Below are 20,232 nucleotides of genomic sequence, written 5' to 3' on the forward strand. Positions count from 1 at the left end.
TTCTGATGATTATCCTCCTACAAGCGGAGTAAGTTTTATAAAAGAGATTTTTGAGGTGCTTTTCAAAACAATCTTCTGGTTCAGATCATCCACCTGTTCATTATCTACAAGAATAAAGAAACCGTTTTTCTGAAAGGCATCTAATGCAATATAAGTCTGTTTTTCAGCATCTATCATCTGCCTCTTTTTTAATTTATATCCGTTAAGAGTTTTTTCTGCATCCAGAGGCTCAACAAGTCCGTTGAAATATTCAGGCAGACGGCTGTTGTAGTTTTCCACTTCCATGGAAACTCTTTTATAAATAAGCTCTTCTACAGAAATGATTTCATTCTCCAGCCGGATCTCAACCTGATTGGTAACTGTACCGTTCAGAAGCTCATCAGAAATAATAATATTCATAATTTATAGTGTTTTCAGATTAAATTATTCTGCCTTTACCCTGACTAAAATAGCCATTTTTCCTTTACTTTTCAACACTAGCCAAGAGAATATTCCGTCTTCAGGCGTTTCTTAATCCCCAATTGTGGAAAACATGTGGAAAACGTGTTGGCATGCTGTTAAAATACGATTAGTAAGCTGTTTAAAAGCCTATGAAAATCTATGGATAAGCCGTGGAAAAGATGTGGATCATAAGTTAATCATCTGTGAAAAAGACCTTAAAAGCCGTGGATAAAATGTGAATTGATGTAAAACCAGATACAGAACAATCCACAAAACATGTTTTTATTTGCGTAATCAACATTCTTTTTAATTTCCCAGATTTCTTAGTTTCAAAGCTTTACAGACTTATCCACACCGCTTCTGAAAAACCCGCAGCAATCGCAGTCAAAGAAACAGTTATGAACATTCATACAGAACCTCTTACAGCACACAATCTTATACGGTTATTTTCGTTACATTTGTAGTTTTGTGATTAATCGCATAAAACGTTAAAAATTATGATCTTTTTACAAGAAACTGCACGCTTTTTGTTTATGCTAATTGCCTGAAGAACCAAATGATGTTAAACAACAACTTTAAATATTACAATCTCTTTTTTCTGCTCTTTATATCTTGCCTGGCGTATGCCCAAAATACAGCTGCCGGGAGAATTGTTGACGCAAAAACCAATAAGGAAATTCCGGGTGTGGATATCTTTATCAACGATAACCCAGAAGCTTCTTTAAAAACTTCATTGGGAAGTTTCACAGTACAGTCAGACAGCATTATCCACAAGCTGAAATTCTCAAAAAAGAATTATATCTCCGAAACTGTTACCCTTACTCCCGGAAATACAGAAAATATTTTCGTGAAACTTTCACAGGAAAAAGAAAACACTATCGCCGAGATTGTGATCCACAATGAAAAGCCGAAATACAAAAACAAGAAGGAAAATCCTGCGTACGCGATTATGCAGGAGGTATGGAAAAGGAAAAGGAATAACGGATTAGAAAAATTCGATACATATACTTATAAGGAGTATGAAAAGATCCAGTTTGATGCCAATAATCTGGATAGCGCCTTTATGAGTAAAAAGATCTTCAATAAGCTTGATTTCATTTTCGATTATGCTGATTCTACAGCCAGTGGAAAAATCGGACTTCCTATTTTCCTGAATGAATCCATTTATGAAAATTACGGGGAAAACAAACCCGGAAAAAAGACTAAAAGATTACTTGTCGCACAGAAAACATCAGGATTTCAGGATAACCAGGTCATCACCATTACTGCTAAAAACCTTTACCGGGACATTAATATTTACGATAACACCCTGAACTATTTTGACATCGGATTTCCAAGCCCGGTCGGAACCAACGGATTCAGCACTTACGATTATAATCTTACAGATACCATCTCTATTCATGGGGAAAATGCATACAAAATACGGTATCAGCCTAAAAGGAAAGATGTTTTAGCCTTCCAGGGCTACCTCTATATAGATACGGACAACTATGCTGTTTTAGGTGCTACTTTAAAATCTACACAGAAGATCAACGTCAATTTTATTAACAGCATTTCCACCGAGCTGGAATATGACAACCCGGACGAAAACACATTTCTTCCTAAGAAATTTATTACAGAAATAGAATTAACTCCTTTTGCAAAAAAGAGAACTTCAAAAAGTATTATTGCCAAGCGAACCGTAGACTATTCTCAATATGATTTCAACAAACCTCTTGATGATAAAGTATTCACCCGTAAACAGGAAGAATATGATGACAAGTTTGTGGATAAAGATGACGCCTATTGGACAAAAGCAAGGCCGGACACTTTATCTAAATCCGAACGGGGGGTTTATGAAATGCTTGACAGGCTTCAGCAGACCCCAAAATTCAATCGTATTGTTAAAATCTACGAAACTCTTGCATCCGGATATTATAATGCTTTTAAAGGCATTGATATCGGTCCGATTTTTTCTATCTACGGCAAGAATGAAGTAGAAGGCGACAGAATAAGACTTGGAGCAAGAACTTATTTTGGACAGAACGACCCATGGAGGCTTCAGTTTTACACGGCCTACGGATTCAAAGATCAACAGGTTAAATATGGAGCTGAAGCCCGTTACATGTTCAACCGGGTCAACAGATTTATGATTGGAGCAGGAACCAAAAGAGATATTGAGCAGCTTGGGGTACAGCTCACCACAGATGACGGAATCATGGCCAGAACTTTTGCCTCTTCTACACTCTTTGCAAGGGGAGAAAATGCTTCTTTAAGCTCTATCAACAAAACCAATATTTTTGCCTCTATTGAGCCCTGGAAAAACTTCCAGGTAAGGGTAGACGGAACTTTACAAAGCATAAAATCTGCTAATCCGGAGAAATTCAGCCTGATGTATTACCGCAATGGAGATCTGCGAAAAACGGTTAACGATTCTCATGTTACCTTAAGCCTTATTGCCAGACCGGGAGCCAAATTTTCCCAGACGGGAGTTGACCGTTATGAACATGGTACTTTAGCCCCAACCATTATACTAAGATACACCAGAGGTATCGAAGGCCTCTTCAATGCTGATTACAATTACAATAAACTGCAATTTATGTTCTATAAACCGGTATTGATTGGAAGCTGGGGAAAAACACTGGTCAGTTTTGAAGCCGGAAAAACATTTAACACCCTTCCCCTCGCACTCCAGAATGTAATCCCGGGAAACCAGTCATACAGCCTGGCGCCAAATACTTTTGCCCAGCTTAATTATTATGAGTTTGTAGCAGACACCTATTCCACTTTGCATCTGGAGCATCATTTTAATGGAAAAATCCTTTCATTCATTCCATTGATCAAGAAGCTCAAACTTAGAGAAATTGCATTTATCCGAGGAGCTTACGGAACTTTGAGTGACGCATCAAAAGCAGTTAATGTAGAAGGATTTAAATATTCTGCACCCAGTGAACAGATTTATTTTGAGTACGGATTCGGGATTGAAAATATAGGATTTGGAAATTTAAGAATTTTCAGAGTTGATTTCAACTGGAGAGGAAATTATCTTGACCGTCCTAATATTTCAACATTCGGAGTAAAAGCAGGGTTCCAGGTAGGATTCTAAAAATTAAGTCAAAAATAAAAATAAACCGCAGCTTTATCTTGAGTTGCGGTTTATTTTTTTTCCAAATCCAAAACAAAATGTACAGCATGTATAATATAATACAAAAAGTGCATTTTTAATTAAAATTTTACTAACAATTGAATTAATTAAACATTAAATATCAATTTAAATGGAAATATTAATAAAAATTAATAACTTAGAAGAAACATGTAAAAATACTTACCATGAAGAAATTATTCTACTCTTTACTTTTTACCACTGCTTTCATGAACGCCCAGGTTACAAGCTTCCCATGGACGGAAACTTTTGAAACCGACTCTCCAACTGTGGAAGACTGGACCCAGATCCAGGAATCCGGAAGTAAGCAATGGTCTATTGTACAGGAAGCCTACACCGGCTATGATACAGGTCCTTATGCAGGCTCTTATATGGCTGAATTTGACATCACTGCCTTCAGTGGTTCAACAACAAAATACGTAAGCCCTATATTGAATTTATCTTCTGCAACAAATCCTACGTTAGAATTTTATTTCAGGAATAAAGACTGGGACGGTGATCAGAACGAGATTAATGTATATTACAGAACTTCTGCTTCAGGGGCATGGACTTTAATCTCAAATTACAATACCAGCATAGACGACTGGACCTCTTCTGGAGTACTGCCTCTGCCTTCTCCCTCTGCCACTTATCAGATAGCTATTGAAGGAGTTGCATGGTATGGCCGTTCTATAAATGTTGACAACGTAACGGTAAACACAGGAACACTTTCAACTTCAGAAGTAAAACTAAAGGCTTCCGAAATCAGAATTTCCCCTAATCCTGTAAGCAATATTTTAAGCATCAATTCTAAAGATAAAATAATAGAAATCACCATTCATGATGCTTCCGGCAAAGCAATTAAATCTGAAAGCATCACCAACAATAACACTTCTGTTGAATATTTAAAACCCGGAGTATATTTTATTACGACTAAGAATTCAAACGGAACCAGCAGCACTTCAAAATTTATAAAAAAATAGATTAAGACAACCAGATAAAAAGAATAACCTAAACCAAAGCAATGTTTTTTTGCTTTGGTTTTATTTTTGATCATCAGTTATTTGAACTAATAATCCAATTCACAAAAGGTGGTATATATCCATAAAAAAACCTCGACAGAGCCGAGGCTTATTTTTCAATACTGTTATTTATATTAACATGGGCAAGGATCCGGATCTATAATCATATTGATGCAGCGAAGCCTCTGCTGAGGCGTCCATGAGCACCATTCCACACAGGTTGTTGCCGGAGGCGGACAAATCATAGCTCCTCCTTCTATTGTTCTCAGATCTTTTTTGGTGAGTTTTCTTAGATTTTTCATAGTATTTTGTTTTGAATTGTTGTTTGTTTTATTTGTATGTTAGCAGTTACATGGCATATCAATAACTGCGTTCAGACAGAAATCTTTCTGCCAGTCACTCCATCCGCACCATTCCCAGCACCAGCTGGCAATTGGGGGACAGCTACCCGCTCCGCCATTAATTTCCTGCAATTTCTTTTTCGTTAATTTTCTTAAATTTTTCATAGTATTTTGTTTTAGTCTTTTGCCTACTCTATATGCTTTTCGGCTTCCGCAACTCGTTCGTTATATGACACTTAACAAATATATAAATATTTCACCAATAAAAGAATAAAATAAGGAAAATTTTACCTGTTTCAAAATTGGATTAATGACAAGAGGAGACAAAGAATAAATAATACTGGAGTTTTCGAAAATAAGCAAGGCCGCTCCGATATTATCTTTAAATACAAAACCTTCGCATTACTTTGCCAGGTTTATGTGTGACACCCAATCTTAAATTTAATTTTTACCATAAGGACATAAAAAAACCTCAGCAGATGCCGAGGTTTTTATTTTTATAAAACGCTTAAATTATGCGTTCGGTTCTACAGATACGAAAGATCTGTTATTTGCTTTCTTTCTGAAAACTACTTTACCGTCTACTAATGCGAACAAAGTGTGATCTTTACCGATTCCCACGTTATCACCTGGGTGGTGCTGAGTACCTCTTTGTCTAACAATAATATTTCCGGCAATAGCTGCTTGTCCTCCGAAAATCTTCACACCTAATCTTTTAGAGTGAGACTCTCTACCGTTCTTGGAACTACCGACTCCTTTCTTGTGTGCCATTTTATTACTGGATTATTTGTTAAGTGCTTTAAATTGATCAATATTCTTAATGATAGCAGCATCTACTTCTTCATGAGTAAGAACATTCTTTTCTAATTCCACTTTAACCGCTTTACCTAAAGTAATTAAAGTTTCTCTGTTTTCTTTAGACTGAGACAAGTTGTTTTTCTTTAAGTGGTAGTTCAGCTCGTGATCTTCACCAAAGTTAACAGTTGCATGGTCAGAAAGAACTTCTGCTTTCACAGTTTCTTTTTTAGCTGCTTTTTTAGCTCCACCTTCAAAACCAGTAATACCAGTGATTACGATTTGAGTTAAAGATTGTCTGTGACCGTTTTTCACTTTGTAACCTTTTCTTCTTTTCTTTTTGAAAACGATTACTTTATCAGCTTTAACGTGATCTAGGATCTCTGCCTCTACAGTGATTCCGCTTACAGCTGGGGCGCCTACAGTGATTGCTCCGTTTACGGTAAGAAGTACTTTATCGAAAGAAACTTTTCCTCCTTTGTCTCCTTTTAAACGGTTTACAAACAACTTCTGGTCTTGCTCAACTTTGTATTGAAGCCCTGCTATTTCTACAATTGCAAACATTGTTTATAAAATTTTTAGTTATTTCGAGGTGCAAATATAAGAATAAATTTCTAAATAACTTACAATCAACATTCTATTTTTTTATCACAAAACCATTTCACTATGCTTTGAATAATTTTTAACACTAAAGTACTAATAGTTAACAGATAATTTCATATCTTCGTTATCACCAAAAAAATATTTTATATGAAATTTAATTTTAATTCCTGCCTGTTTGCAGGAGCCCTTGCTGCATTTTCCCTTACAGGATGCCGTGATGACAAAATGGAAGAAAGTGTACTTCCTGAATCCCAAACCCAGAGCTCAAAAATTGAACAGCCCGGAGAACTTGAAAAAGTTTGTTATTACGTAGATCAGTACTGGTCTTCCTCCTCAGTTCTGAAAACATCACTTCAAAATTCTACTGACACTAACTTCATGAATGCCCAGATGACCAAAATTGCAGGTCTTTGGGGAAGAAGCAACCCTACTCTGCGCTTCGTGGATGATCCTTCAAATTTCAATTCTACCTACAACGCCATTTCTTATTCTTCAGGGAAAATTTATTACGGTTATGCCATCTACTATGATGCAAAAAGCAAAGGCGGCGACATTGTTAATGCCATGATCCTTGCTCACGAGTATGGGCACCAGCTGCAATACATCTTTGGACTTCCTTCTGTAAGTGAATCTACAGCCAGACCTAACGAACTGGAAGCTGATGGTTTTGCAGGATATTATTTAAGAAGACCCAACGGTTATAACAAAACCAATTTCTCTGAAATTGCAGCAGCTTACGAATTTGCACAGAGCATCGGAGATTATCAGACTTCAAACCCGGGTCACCACGGTACTCCGGCCCAAAGAAGATCTGCTGTACGTTTAGGTTTCCTTTTAGGCCAGTATGATCTTAATGCTTCCAACTTTGATTATAATTTCTTCTATTATTATCAGGGTGTGCTGAACGGAACATACAAAATGGGCAAAAACTCACAGAATCCGGAAATTGACGCTTACATGAGCCAATATATTGATGAGTTGAGAAAAATTCAGTCCGGAGAAATTTCTGAGGAAGAATTCAAGCACCTTAAGTAAACATTCATTTTTAGCATATTTAATAAGGCGGCAGAGCATTCGTGCTCTGCCTCTTTTGTTTATTTTGATAAATAGATAAAGTTTATTTACTTTTGAAGTACATCCTGTAATATATGAACCGAGACCTTTATATTGATTTTGCCAAGGGTATGGCAACACTTTCTATTATATTTATCCATACGGCTTTCTGGTCGGGGCAATTTTATATTCCTGCGGAAGTCAGGGTATTTTCTCTGGTTTTTGATGTGGCTCTTTTTTATGCACTCAGCGGAATTACCTCAGGCTCAAACGTAGAGAAAACATTTTACAGGCTGTTAAAGCTGCAGATCACCTATATGATCTTTGTGACTTTCCTTTTCTTTCTCGACTATTTTTTCAAAGTCTTCGGATTATCCTTTTTCTCACTGGAATGGCTGCAGAAATTTTACTCCACATTCGGATCCAAATATTCCACAACAGGAGTTTCCATGTATCCACAATGGCAGAATCTCGGAAACTGGTATCTTCATCAGTACACCAATGCAGATACTTTTCCTGTAGTAATGGGAAGCTTCTGGTACCTGAAAGTATATTTTATCCTGGCGGTATTCGGGGTTCTTATTCTGCGTTTCTTTCCGAAGCATATTAACTGGTTTATTGCCATATGTATCGCCCTCACCTTAGTTTTCAATATTTTCCCTGAATATTATCCTGCAGGACAGGTAGGTTACGTAGCCTTCTATCTTGCTGTTTTCCTGACTGCACACCAAATGCGGGGCAAAAAAATTCCTTCAAAAATAATTCCTGTCTTATATGGTGTTGTTGCCGCTGCTTTAATCTGGATGTTCTGGTATTACGGAAATGAAATCTTCTATAAAATCAATAAAAACAAGTTTCCACCAAAAATCCCTTATATTATCTGGTCGTTATTTTCTTTAACAACCTTATTTGTTCTCTACAACAGATTAAAGATTACCAAAGAAAGTTTTGTAACCCATATCGGTAAGAATGCCATATTTTTCTACTTTGCACAGGGAATCAGCTCTTCACTGGTGTATTTCCTGGTAGTACCAATGAAAGAATATATGCCCTGGTGGTTATTGATGAGCGTTATATATATCATTAACATCATCCTGGCTTTCATTATTTCGGCAGGACTTAAAAAGGTAGATACCAAAGGCTGGAATATGCTGGAGTTTTTAAGAAAAAAAACAGCCTCACAACAGTGAGGCTCTATATCTATTTAAAAGACTGTAATTTATCCATGAATTCCTGATACTCAATTCCACCTACACTTTTGTCAACTACTTTTCCATTTTTGATGATAAATGTTTCAGGAATTACTTCCACAATATCTCCGCTTCCTAAAAAACTTCTGATAGGTTTGATGTAGTTTTTATTAGAGAAAGTAATGTCATTAATTTTATTTTTCGAAAGATATTCTTTAAGCTTTTGCTGGTCTTCATCAATAGAAATAAAAACGAATTTCACGTCCCTATTTTCCGAAATAAGCTTTTCAAATAATGGCATTTCACTAAGGCACGGTTTGCACCACGTTGCCCAGATATTCACTACAACAATTCCGTTTTTATCCAGATATTCTTTCTGAAACGGACTGTCTTTAATCTCATCATTCCCTGAGAAATTTATAAATTTTGAGCTTATATAAACAACTCCTATGAGGATTACTAAAATTAAAATTATCTTTTTCATCATATAAAATATTAGGATCAAATATAACAAAAAACATTAACCTGACACATAATCAATTAATACACAGTATATTACAAAATCTATTAAGTTTAATTTTTAAATCAATATTTATAAAAGTCAAAAATTTATTCATTTAAACTATAAAAAAATGAAAAAATCCACATTAAATCCATAGATGATAATAAATCAATATATATATCACAATTTGTTTTATTTTTACAAAAAATTTACAACATGTTTAAGTTGAAACTTCCTACCGACCCAAGGTGGGCAAATATTGCAGAGGGAAACATTGAAGAAATTTTAACGGATCATGCCTGGTGTGAACAGAAAGCAGCCACTAATGCCATTGGTCTGATCACGATGCTTCCGGAATATCCTGAGATCGTTACAGAGCTTCTTGCTATTGCGCAGGAAGAGCTCGATCATTTTAACCAGGTTCATGAGATCATCAAAAAAAGAGGCTACCGTTTCGGAAGAGCTCGAAAAGATGATTATGTGAATGAGCTGGCCAAATTCATCATTCAGGGAAGCAGAGAAGACCTCATTGTAGATAAAATGCTTTTTGCGGCGATGATTGAAGCCCGAAGCTGTGAAAGGTTCAAAGTTCTTACAGAAAACATTAAAGATGAAGAACTTAAGGATTTTTACAGAGAACTGATGATTTCTGAAGCTAATCATTACACCACTTTTATAGGTTTTGCAAGGCAGCTTGGCAATCCTGAAAAAGTAAACAAACGATGGGACGCGTGGCTGGAATATGAAGCCAGCATCATTAAGTCTTACGGAAACAGAGAAACAATACACGGTTAAAATAAAAACACGCCCTTGAAAAAGCTGAGCTTCGAAAATATTGCCAATTTTTTTCTGAAAAATTTCTTTCAGGGCCTGGTTATTATCGGTCCTATAGGTCTTACTATATTTGTAATCTGGTATATCGTAAGTGCTATCGACAATATTATTCCTTCGGTGGCTAAAGAAATTCCTGGGCTGGTATTTGTTTCAACCATTCTGTTTACTGCTATTCTCGGGTATTTAGGGAATAAGTTTGTAGTAGGACGCTTTTTCTTCGACACTATGGACAGCCTTCTGGAGAAAACCCCGGGAGTTAAACATATCTATACGCCTACAAAAGATGTTATGTCCTCGTTTGTAGGAGACAAAAAGAAATTCAATGACCCTGTCTGGGTAAAGACCAATGAGAATCCGGAGATCTGGAGAATCGGGTTTTTAACTCAAAAAGAGATGTCGGACGTTGACAAACACAATTACGTTGCGGTATATCTGCCCCATTCCTATGCTATTTCAGGATGGGTAATTGTTACGGAAGAAAAAAACATCAAACCTGTTGTCGGGATGACGGCTGCTTCTGCAATGAAGTTTGCTGTAAGCGGCGGTGTTGCCGGATTCCATTCTGATGATAATATATTTAAAGCTCCTGAGTAGTCTTCTGCTCCTTTACATATATACATTGATGATTTTGAAATTATTTTCAAACAATTTTCTTTAACAATCTAATAAATAATATAACGCATGAATTTACCGTACGCGGAACCTTTCCGCATTAAAATGGTGGAAGAAATCCGCCAGTCTACAAGAGAAGAAAGAGAGCTTTGGCTTAAAGAAGCAAATTATAACCTATTCAATCTAAAATCTTCACAGGTTTTCATAGACCTTCTTACCGATTCCGGAACCGGAGCCATGTCTGACAGGCAATGGGGAGCTCTGATGACCGGAGATGAAAGCTATGCAGGATCACGTTCTTTTGAACAGCTTCAGAACACCGTTGAAAAGATTACGGGTTTTAAATATTTATTGCCTACCCATCAGGGAAGAGCAGCAGAAAATGTTCTCTTCTCCGTGCTGGTAAAAGAAGGGGATGTTGTTCCCGGAAACTCTCATTTTGATACCACAAAAGGTCATATTGAGTTCAGAAAAGCACACGCCATCGACTGTACGATTGATGAGGCTTTCGACATTAATGATCTTCATCCTTTTAAAGGGAACATCAACCTTGAAAAATTAGAAGAAGTTTATAAAAGCCATCCCAAAGAAAACATCCCTTTCTGTCTGATTACCATCACCTGCAATTCTTCAGGGGGGCAGCCTGTATCTTTAGAGAACATGAAGGCCGTAAAAGCGCTTTCAGACCGTTATGGAATCCCCGTTTTCTTTGATTCAGCAAGATTTGCAGAAAACGCCTATTTCATTAAGAAAAGAGAGAAAGGACAGGAAAACCGAAGCATTAAAGAGATCTGCAAAGAGATCTTTTCCTATGGAGACGGGATGACCATGAGTTCTAAAAAGGACGGACTGGTTAATATCGGAGGATTCATTGCTTTAAACAGCGAGGAAGTCTTCAGAAAAGCTTCTAACTTCACTATTATCTATGAAGGATTTATTACTTACGGAGGAATGGCCGGAAGAGATATGGCGGCATTAGCTGTAGGTCTGGATGAAGCTACCGAATTTGCTTATCTGGAAAGCAGAATTTCCCAGGTAGAATATTTGGGAAATAAGCTGATTGAATATGGAATTCCCGTCCAGAAGCCCATTGGCGGACATGCTGTATTTATTGATTCTCTTAATTTCCTTCCTAATGTCTCCCGGGAAGAGTATCCTGCACAGACTTTAGGTCTTGAGATTTACAAGGAAGCCGGAATCAGAACTGTAGAGATAGGAACTTTACTGGCAGACAGAGATCCGGAAACGAGAGAAAACCGTTATCCGAAGCTGGAGCTGGTACGTTTAGCAATTCCAAGAAGGACATATACCAACAATCATATGGATTATATCGCTGCTGCTATTAAAAATGTATATGAAAGACGGGATGAGATTTCAAAAGGATACAGAATTACCTGGGAACCAGATCTTTTAAGGCATTTTACAGTACAGCTTGAAGAAGCATAAAAACAGAACCGGGATCTCTTCCCGGTTTTTAATTTGTTATTACCAAAAACACCTTCCGGTATTTATAAGAAACAATATAAAAAACACCATGCTCTTATGCTTTTCATTTTATTAATTCATGATTTTAACCTGGATTGATTTATTTTTTTCAAATCATGAATGTTTTTAATTTACATTTGCACATACTTAAAAAAAACGATTTACCCATAAAGTAAACTCAAACACTAACTTGAAAAACTCCATTATTCCGAATGAACAAAATTGCTGTCGTGGGCGCTGGTATATCCGGCTTAAGCATAGCGGGTTACTTAGAAAAGCACAATTTAAATTATCACATTTATGAACGGAGAAAAAAGGATGATTTAACAGGTCATGGTTTTTTGCTTCCTCAGGAAGGGATCGAGTATCTGTCCCAGATTGTAGATCAGGCCCGACTTTTTGAACATGGTAATTTTTTAAAGAAATATATCCGGTACTCGCATAAAGGAAAAATTCTGGCAGAAAAGGATCTGAATAATGTTTTTGTAATATCAAGAAGTTCTCTGATCCGGATTTTAGCTCAGAATATTCCGGAAAAAAAAATCACTTATGGAGAAACACTTACCTATTGCCCTGTTCAGCAGGGAAAATTAAAGCGGGCTGACGGCTCTTACATCGACTCTGATATGATCATTGTTTCCGATGGATCCAAGAGCAGGATCAGAAGGGAAATATTCAAAGACGAAAACATGCGGATGGTAAGGGAGAATGAAGTCGTTAATATCATCAGGTGTAAGGAAATAGCTGCCCGTTTAGACAGTAATTTCATGAAATTTCATCATGAAGACGGCGGACTGACTTTCGGGATTCTTAAACTTTCTGCAGATACTGTTTTATGGTATTCTCAATTCGATAATGAGAAGTATAAAATCTGCGAACAATGCTCGGTAGAAAGTCTTAAAAGATACATGTTCGAAGTCTTTGATGAATGGGATCCGCTGGTTGCTGATATTGTAAAGGGTTCCAGCTATGAGAATGTTCACCTGTGGAGGGTTTACGAACTGGAAAAGCTCAATCCATTTCACAAGGACCATTTTGTTTTCATAGGGGATGCAGCCCACCCCCTTATTCCTTTTACCAGCCAGGGGGTTACGTCTGCATTAAAGGATTCTTTTACCCTGACACAATATCTGCTTCAGGAAAAGGAAGACATTACGGAAGCCTTCAAAAAATATGAAGCGGAAAGAAAACCGGAAATTGAAACCCACATCAGAAACGGACGAATCCTTCTTGATCAGTTCCTGCTTCCTCTTAACCAACAATCAAAAAATATTTTACCCATCTCATATAAGTAAAGAAATGTTTACAAATAACGATATTAATTTTGAAGCCTTAAAAAGAAAAGCCTACAACGGAAGATGGGCAGCCATAGAAGACGGAATTATCCCTCTTACCGCAGCCGACCCTGATTTCAGAATAGCTCCTGCTATTGAAGAAGGAATTATAGAGTATCTGAAGGACGGCTATCTGAGCTACGGCCCTTTTTCAGGTCTTCCGGAGTTCAAGAGAAATGTTGCCGAACATTTTAACACAGAAAAGCATGGAAACTTCAATCCTGAAAACGTATTGGCAGTGAACAGCGCTGCACAGGGAATGTTCCTTGTTGCTTCTTATGTGCTGTCCCCGGGAGATGAAGCCATTATTTTAGACCCTGTAGATTTCCTGTTTAAAAGATCAGTAGAAGCAGCAGGAGGAACCGTTAGATTATGTCCTGTAGATCATAGTACGGGAGCCATAGATTTTGAAAAGCTGGTTTCATTAATCAATCCGAAGACGAAACTGATCAGCATCTGTAATCCCCACAATCCTCTTGGAAAGGTATATTCTAAAGAAGTATTGAAAAAAGTATCCGAGATCGCCTCTGTACATGACCTTTGGGTAATGAGTGACGAGATTTGGAGTGATATTATCTATGATCAGAAAGATTTTCATACCTACTCTTCCGTTTCGGACGAAGCAAAGAAAAAAAGCTTTACTGTGTATGGGTTTTCAAAGTCATTCGGAATTGCCGGACTGAGAATCGGGGCGGTTCTTTGTAATGATGCTGATATTCTTGAAGATTTTACGGAAAAATCAAATTTTAACTCTACCATAGAAGGTGTTTCCACATTATCTCAGATTGCGGGAAGTATAGCTATAGAAAGGGGCAAGCCATGGTATAAGGAATTCCTTGGTCACCTGCAGAAGAACAGGGACCTGGCTTTTAACCGATTAAGCCATTCCGGAATTTTAACACCTAACCTTCCTGAAGCCACTTTTGTATTGTTCCCGAAAATTGAAAACGGCATGTCAAGTGAAGAATTTACCCGTCATGTTTTACAGTACGGCAAAGTTGCTGTTGTTCCAGGCTCTGAAAGATGGTTTGGAAAAGGAGCAGAAGGCCACATCAGGATCTGTTTTTCCACCTCGCAGGAGATTCTGGAAGAAGGACTTGACAGGATCATTAAAAGCTTTTAATGTTAATAATTTTCATTGATTTTAATTAAATAATTAAAATTTTACTATTGTAAAACAACAAGAATTATGAATTTAAAATATCCATAAACAATTTCAATTTTTCATGTTGAGTTGGCAACAAAAATCTATATTTTTGAAATAACCACCATCAAAATATGAAATATGAAAGTAAAGTACACCAGTGCTCTTTTTCTCAGCACCGTATCATTGCTGTATGCCCAAAACACCAATGATACTATTTTCAAAGAATCCAAAATAGAAGAAGTATCTGTCACCGGGAGCAGGAATAAAAAGAGAACCATTACCAACACTCCTGTTCCTGTTGATGTGATAGACATTAAACAGGCCAGCATGTCAACAGGTCAGATAGAAGTTAACCAGCTTCTTCAGTTCAGCGCGCCTTCTTTCAACTCTAACAAACAATCCGGTTCTGACGGTGCAGATGCTGTAGATCCGGCCACACTACGCGGACTTGGGCCAGACCAAACTCTTCTCTTATTAAATGGCAAAAGGTATCATCAATCTTCGTTAATCAACCTGTTCGGAACCAAAGGAAGGGGAAATACCGGTTCTGATATGAACACCATTCCGATTGGTGCTATAAAAAGGATTGAAGTTCTTCGTGATGGCGCCTCTGCCCAATACGGCTCAGATGCTATAGCAGGAGTAATTAATGTTATCCTCAATGATCGTAACAAAGGTTTTGAAGGGAACGCTTTCTATGGAATGAATCTTTTTAAAAGCCCCGGAAACAAAGATGTGGTTTCCGATCACAAAATTGACGGGATCACCTTTAACTTCAATGGAAATTTAGGGACAAAAATAGGTTCCAATGGAGGTTTTGGAAATTTCACCGCCGAATTTGTCAACAAGGAATACTCAATCAGAAATGCCAATCCGGCCTTCTACAAAACTTCCAGAGAACGATTTGGAGATGCTAAATCCCAGAATGTTTATTTCTTTGGAAATATTGAGCTTCCTTTATCAGACGCGCTGAAATTCTATTCCCGTCAGGGGTTTTCCCACAGAAATACAGATGCTTATGCATGGACACGTACCGCAGATGCTGACGGCAATATTCCTGAAGTATACCCGAACGGATTCAATCCTATTGAAAATACCACCATCACCGATTTCACTTTTGATAACGGGTTAAAATTCAACGCAATTGGATGGGATGTGGATTTTTATAACGCTTTTGGAAGCAACAGGTTTACCTACCAGATAGACCATACAATCAATGCTACTTTAGGAACAAAATCACCGACAAGTTTTAATGCCGGAGGGCATTCTCTGCTCCAAAATACAACCGGATTCAATGCTTCAAAACAATTCAAGCTTCTGGAAGGTCTTAATATTGCTTTCGGTTCTGAATTCCGATACGAAAAATTTGAAATCATTAAAGGTGAAGAAGCATCTTATACGATGTATGACATTAACGGAAATCCTGTAACGCCCGATACTCCTGAAAGTTCACTGATCACTAATCCTATTACAGGAGAGATAAGGCCCGGAGGTTCACAGGGCTTTCCGGGATATTCCCAGGATGTGAATAAAAGCAGAAATAATTTTGCCGCTTATATTGATACCGAGCTTGATATCACCAAAAAATGGATGATCAGTGCCGCCGGAAGATTTGAAAACTACAGTGATTTCGGCAGCACCATCAACGGGAAATTTGCCACACGATATGCTTTTACTCCGAAATTTGCCTTCAGAGGATCTGTCTCCACAGGGTTCAGAGCTCCTTCCCTGGCACAAAAATATTACACCCTCCAGTTTACGAATTTCCAGGGGGGAAAATTGGTAACTATTCAGCTTGCGTCAAACGACAGCAGCCTGACAAAAGATACCGGAATTTCCCAGCTTAAGCAGGAAACCTCACTCAATGGAAGTGCAGGATTTACATTTAATACCGGAAAATTCACGGCAACGGTAGACGGCTATTACATTAAGGTAAAAAACAGGATTGTACTGACAGGTAATTTTTCAAGAGACGACCTTCCCGCAAATGTTCAGGCGGAATATCCATATATTGATCAGGCACAATTCTTTGCCAACGCCATAGATACCAAGACCACAGGTGTTGATTTAATTCTAAGTTATACAGAAAATATCGGGGCCGGAAAGCTGGCTGCCACTCTAGCCGGAAATTACAATGATATGAAGATTACCCGTGTGAACACTTCTGAAACACTCAAAGGAAAAGAAGAAATATACCTGAGCCCAAGAGAACGGGCGTTTATTTTGGCTTCTGCTCCGAAAACAAAAATCAATTTAAACCTCAACTATAAAATTAAGTGGTTCAATACCAATCTTCAGCTGGTAAGATTCGATAAAGTAAAACTAATCGGATACAACGGTGCTGATGATTACCAGCTTTATAACCCAAAAGTCACAGCTGATCTTTCTTTCGGCTTTGATTTTTCCAAAAACCTCAACCTGACCATCGGAGGCAAGAATATTTTCAACCGCTACCCAACCATGCAGACAGCTCACGTAGACGGCAATACGGAATCCGGAGGAATTTTTGATCCTGTACAGATGGGTGTCCTAGGAAGACAGGCTTTTGCAAGGCTTAATTTTAAGTTTTAAAACAGGTTTATTTTATTTCTGATTTTAAAATAAAAACCTCCTGAGAATTTTCAGGAGGCTTTTTCTTTATTTTTTTGAAATTTTATACAGTTTCCCGCTGTCTGTAACAGCATATAAATTACCATCCATTCCGTCAAGAACATCCCGGAAACGTTCTTTCTGATCTGTAAGCAGACGCTCTTCTCCAATAACTTTATTGTCTTTCATCACAATTCTGTTGATATGTTCACCACTCAGGCAGCCTATGAAAAGGTTACCCTTCCATTCTTCCATATTTCCTGTATAAAAAGCAACACCACTTGGAGAAATCACGGGATCCCAGTAATAAACAGGCTGTTCGGTTCCTTCTTTCTGTGTAATTCCTTCCCCTACTTTCTGTCCGGAATATTCAATACCATAGGTAACATCTCCCCAGCCGTAATTTTTCCCCGGAAGGATCAGGTTGATTTCATCTCCTCCTCTCGGTCCCATTTCCACATCCCAAAGATTTCCGTTGGCATCCATGGCTAACCCTTGTGGATTTCTGATTCCATAAGCATAGATTTCGGGTTTATATCCTTCTTTCCCTGTAAACGGATTTCCGGGAGCCGGTTTTCCTTCTTTAGTAATTTTCAGTATTTTTCCTAAATAATTATCTGTTTTCTGAGCATATACTCTTGTTACCTTGTCAGATCTCTCACCAGTGCTTACAAATAAAAAGCCTTCTTTATCAAATACGAGTCTGCTTCCGTAATGTTTATCTCCGTCATAAGAAGGTTCTGCCCTGAAGATTACTTTTACATCTGAAATATTTTTCAGATCGGCAGACAGTTTTCCCTTAGCCACGGATGTCAGATTTCCTTTTCCAAAAGGTTCTGAAAAGCTGAAATAAATAATATTATTCGTTTTAAAATCAGGATCAAGCGCTACATCCAGCATCCCCCCCTGCCCTTTGGAGTCTACTCTAGGGAATCCTTCAATTTTGGAGACCTGTTTTCCGTCCGTAGAAACAACATTCATATGGCCTTTCTTATCCGTGATCAGAAATTTCCCATCAGGCAGATTAATAATTCCCCATGGGCGGCCTAGGTCTTTATTAAGAATTTCCACCTTGTAAGCAGCCGAGGTTTTTACTGCCTTAATTCTGGTTTGTCCTTTAAAGGCAGGCCGGTAATCTGAATTAGGCTTTTCTGTTTCCACACTACCATCACTTCCGGTCTGCTGAGCACGTACCGGATTTTTTTTACATGAAGTAAGAAACAGTGAAAGACTTAATACAGGGATATAAAATTGACTGAATTTCATGAGATTATGATTAGTGAGTTATCTGATTGAATGGAAAAATAATGCCATAAAAATTTGCAGAATTAATTTTTTATTCTACATTTGTAGAACAAATTACAACACTGTAGAATGAAAGAGATAAAACTAACGGATTCAGAAAAATATCTCATGGAAATTCTTTGGGAAAAGAAAAAGATATTCATGAAAGACATTCTTGAGTCTTATCCGGAACCTAAACCTGCCGCCACCACTATTGCCACCCTGCTGAAAAGAATGCAGAATAAAGATCTGGTAGGCTATACATTGTATGGAAATTCCCGTGAATACTATCCGAAAATAGAAAAAGGGGAATATTTCAATGAGGAAATGACCTCTATGATTGACCGTTTTTTCAACAGTTCTGTTACTCAGTTTGCATCATTTTTTACCTCCAATGCAAAACTTAGCCAGAAACAGCTGAAAGAACTCCGGGATATAATAGACGAACAGATAAAGGAATAGCTATGATTTTCATCATTCTGAAAATTATCCTGAGCTCAAGCTTATTCATTGCACTGTACTATCTGCTGCTGGAAAAGGAGAAGATGTTCAGGTTCAACCGTTTTTTTCTGATCGGTTCACTCGTTCTATCTTATGCAATCCCTTTTATAACCGTTACATCAGAGGTTTCTCTCCCCGACAGAAAGGCAAAACCTCAGGTGATCTTTGAGGAAGCAGCACAGCAAATTGCCTTTGTACAGCCTGCAAAAGAAAGTTTTGACTGGATGAACGTTGTGTGGATCATATATGCAGGAATCACTATCTTTTTATTAACAAAAAGCCTCTTAGCTATTGTCTCGATAAAAAGAATACCCGGAAAAAAACAAATATACCAACATTACAATATTGTTCTGACTAAAAAAAAACTTTCTCCATTCAGCTTCTGGAACACCATCTATCTGGGAGAGAATTATGTACAGAATAATATGATTGATCCGGGAATATTTCTGCACGAGAAAAGCCACCTTGATCAGAAGCACAGTATTGATCTTATATTCATTGAGCTGCTGAAGATTTTCACATGGTTCAACCCTGTTCTTTTCCTTTATAAGAGAGCAGTTATTACCAATCATGAATTTCTGGCCGATGAAGCTGTTCTGAATAGCCGGTTCAATATTAAAGACTATCAGAATTTAATTCTTAATGAAATTATTAACAGTCAGAAAATTTCCCTCGTCCACTCATTTAATTTTAATAATACCAAAAAACGATTTATCATGATGAACGCGAAAAAATCAAAACGTATTCTGCTAAAAAAAGCAGCTGCCTTTACTGCACTTATAGCTGCAACAGCCCTGTTTGCCGAAAAAAAATACACAAATACCAATACTGGCACAGGCACGTCGAAAGAAATGACCTACAAAAATCCACACCGTGCAACAACTCCTGATCCATATAAGGAATTTAAGGATATATTAAACAAATATTCCGATCTTCTGAACAACAGGCAATATGCAGAGTTCTCTAAAAAAATCACTGAAAAGGATAAAGCAAGGCTGGAAGAGCTTTACGCTCAATTAACGGATGCCCAGAAAGATGAACAGAAAATTACTTTTTTTAGTGTTCCTGCTTTTAAAAAGCGGAATCCTACTGAAAACGAACTCATTTCTTTTTTAAACAAAAGCAACTATGCAGTCTGGATTGATTCAAAAAAAATAGAAAACAGCTCATTAAAAAATTATAAGGCTTCTGATTTTTCCCATGTATCGATCAGTAAAGTCTATAAAAATGCGAGAACAGCCAGAAATCCACAGCCCTATCAGGTTTCTCTGATGACCCATTCTTCTTTTGAAAAATACCTGAAAGAAAAACCTGCTACAGCCATGGGATTTAAAGGAAAAGGTATATAAAAATGATTCCGGATATAATTTCACCTAAA

At 37.5% G+C, this 20,232-nt stretch carries 19 protein-coding genes; 12 read left to right on the forward strand and 7 right to left on the reverse strand.

Going from position 1 to position 20,232, the window contains the following annotated elements; genetic code table 11:
- Positions 1–9 precede the first annotated feature (9 nt).
- Positions 10–399 (reverse strand): hypothetical protein, encoded by a 390-nt coding sequence (locus AOB46_RS10075; protein ID WP_062698878.1) that lies wholly within the window; start codon positions 397–399, stop codon positions 10–12.
- 598 nt (positions 400–997) lie between these two features.
- On the opposite strand from AOB46_RS10075, the gene AOB46_RS10080 reads away from it, so the two are divergent.
- Positions 998–3,526, forward strand: a complete 2,529-nt coding sequence (locus AOB46_RS10080; RefSeq protein WP_241489190.1) for a DUF5686 family protein — start codon at positions 998–1,000, stop codon at positions 3,524–3,526.
- 224 nt (positions 3,527–3,750) lie between these two features.
- Positions 3,751–4,545, forward strand: a complete 795-nt coding sequence (locus AOB46_RS10085) for a T9SS type A sorting domain-containing protein (RefSeq protein ID WP_082377064.1) — start codon at positions 3,751–3,753, stop codon at positions 4,543–4,545.
- A 173-nt stretch (positions 4,546–4,718) separates the two neighbouring features.
- On the opposite strand, the gene AOB46_RS23355 is transcribed toward AOB46_RS10085, so the two are convergent.
- From AOB46_RS23355 to rplU, 4 genes are all read right to left on the reverse strand, one after another.
- The gene (locus AOB46_RS23355; RefSeq protein ID WP_157845051.1) at positions 4,719–4,886 is read right to left on the reverse strand and encodes a bacteriocin-like protein; all 168 of its coding nucleotides are present in this window, start codon (positions 4,884–4,886) and stop codon (positions 4,719–4,721) included.
- A 39-nt stretch (positions 4,887–4,925) separates the two neighbouring features.
- Positions 4,926–5,090, reverse strand: a complete 165-nt coding sequence (locus AOB46_RS23205; RefSeq protein WP_131724350.1) for a bacteriocin — start codon at positions 5,088–5,090, stop codon at positions 4,926–4,928.
- A 348-nt stretch (positions 5,091–5,438) separates the two neighbouring features.
- Complete coding sequence (rpmA, locus tag AOB46_RS10090; protein WP_027372929.1) at positions 5,439–5,696, reverse strand: 50S ribosomal protein L27; 258 nt, start codon at positions 5,694–5,696, stop codon at positions 5,439–5,441.
- A 12-nt stretch (positions 5,697–5,708) separates the two neighbouring features.
- Entirely contained in the window at positions 5,709–6,284 is a 576-nt protein-coding gene (rplU, locus tag AOB46_RS22900) for a 50S ribosomal protein L21 (RefSeq protein ID WP_082377065.1), read from the reverse strand.
- Between the two features lie 186 nt (positions 6,285–6,470).
- On the opposite strand from rplU, the gene AOB46_RS10100 reads away from it, so the two are divergent.
- A complete protein-coding gene (locus tag AOB46_RS10100; protein WP_062698885.1) occupies positions 6,471–7,358 on the forward strand; it encodes a metalloprotease in 888 nt (295 codons plus the stop codon).
- A 113-nt stretch (positions 7,359–7,471) separates the two neighbouring features.
- Positions 7,472–8,566 (forward strand): acyltransferase family protein, encoded by a 1,095-nt coding sequence (locus AOB46_RS10105; protein WP_062698886.1) that lies wholly within the window; start codon positions 7,472–7,474, stop codon positions 8,564–8,566.
- Positions 8,567–8,576: 10 nt separating this feature from the next.
- Here AOB46_RS10105 and AOB46_RS10110 read toward each other — a convergent pair whose 3' ends face one another.
- Positions 8,577–9,050, reverse strand: a complete 474-nt coding sequence (locus AOB46_RS10110; RefSeq protein ID WP_185113862.1) for a TlpA family protein disulfide reductase — start codon at positions 9,048–9,050, stop codon at positions 8,577–8,579.
- Between the two features lie 234 nt (positions 9,051–9,284).
- On the opposite strand from AOB46_RS10110, the gene AOB46_RS10115 reads away from it, so the two are divergent.
- The 6 genes from AOB46_RS10115 to AOB46_RS10140 all read left to right on the forward strand — a co-directional run bounded on the left by AOB46_RS10115 (position 9,285) and on the right by AOB46_RS10140 (position 17,051).
- Entirely contained in the window at positions 9,285–9,863 is a 579-nt protein-coding gene (locus AOB46_RS10115) for a tRNA-(ms[2]io[6]A)-hydroxylase (RefSeq protein ID WP_062698889.1), read from the forward strand.
- Between the two features lie 15 nt (positions 9,864–9,878).
- Positions 9,879–10,496, forward strand: coding sequence for a DUF502 domain-containing protein (locus AOB46_RS10120; protein ID WP_062698892.1), 618 nt, complete (start codon positions 9,879–9,881; stop codon positions 10,494–10,496).
- Between the two features lie 87 nt (positions 10,497–10,583).
- Positions 10,584–11,960 carry a tryptophanase gene (locus AOB46_RS10125; RefSeq protein ID WP_062698894.1) on the forward strand — a complete coding sequence of 459 codons (1,377 nt, stop codon included), beginning with the start codon at positions 10,584–10,586 and terminating at the stop codon, positions 11,958–11,960.
- 251 nt (positions 11,961–12,211) lie between these two features.
- Positions 12,212–13,294 carry an FAD-dependent oxidoreductase gene (locus AOB46_RS10130; protein ID WP_062698896.1) on the forward strand — a complete coding sequence of 361 codons (1,083 nt, stop codon included), beginning with the start codon at positions 12,212–12,214 and terminating at the stop codon, positions 13,292–13,294.
- Between the two features lie 4 nt (positions 13,295–13,298).
- Positions 13,299–14,456, forward strand: a complete 1,158-nt coding sequence (locus AOB46_RS10135) for a pyridoxal phosphate-dependent aminotransferase (protein ID WP_062698897.1) — start codon at positions 13,299–13,301, stop codon at positions 14,454–14,456.
- Between the two features lie 162 nt (positions 14,457–14,618).
- Complete coding sequence (locus AOB46_RS10140) at positions 14,619–17,051, forward strand: TonB-dependent receptor plug domain-containing protein (protein WP_062698898.1); 2,433 nt, start codon at positions 14,619–14,621, stop codon at positions 17,049–17,051.
- Between the two features lie 66 nt (positions 17,052–17,117).
- Here AOB46_RS10140 and AOB46_RS10145 read toward each other — a convergent pair whose 3' ends face one another.
- Complete coding sequence (locus AOB46_RS10145; protein ID WP_062698899.1) at positions 17,118–18,335, reverse strand: PQQ-dependent sugar dehydrogenase; 1,218 nt, start codon at positions 18,333–18,335, stop codon at positions 17,118–17,120.
- Between the two features lie 108 nt (positions 18,336–18,443).
- Between AOB46_RS10145 and AOB46_RS10150 the strand changes: the two genes are divergently transcribed.
- Both AOB46_RS10150 and AOB46_RS10155 read left to right on the forward strand, forming a co-directional pair.
- Positions 18,444–18,815: a BlaI/MecI/CopY family transcriptional regulator gene (locus tag AOB46_RS10150; RefSeq protein ID WP_062698905.1), complete on the forward strand. Its 372-nt coding sequence runs from the start codon at positions 18,444–18,446 to the stop codon at positions 18,813–18,815.
- A 2-nt stretch (positions 18,816–18,817) separates the two neighbouring features.
- Positions 18,818–20,203: a M56 family metallopeptidase gene (locus AOB46_RS10155; RefSeq protein WP_062698906.1), complete on the forward strand. Its 1,386-nt coding sequence runs from the start codon at positions 18,818–18,820 to the stop codon at positions 20,201–20,203.
- Positions 20,204–20,232: the final 29 nt, after the last annotated feature.

Origin of the sequence: Chryseobacterium indologenes (assembly GCF_001295265.1) — a bacterium.
Lineage (GTDB): Bacteria > Bacteroidota > Bacteroidia > Flavobacteriales > Weeksellaceae > Chryseobacterium > Chryseobacterium indologenes_A.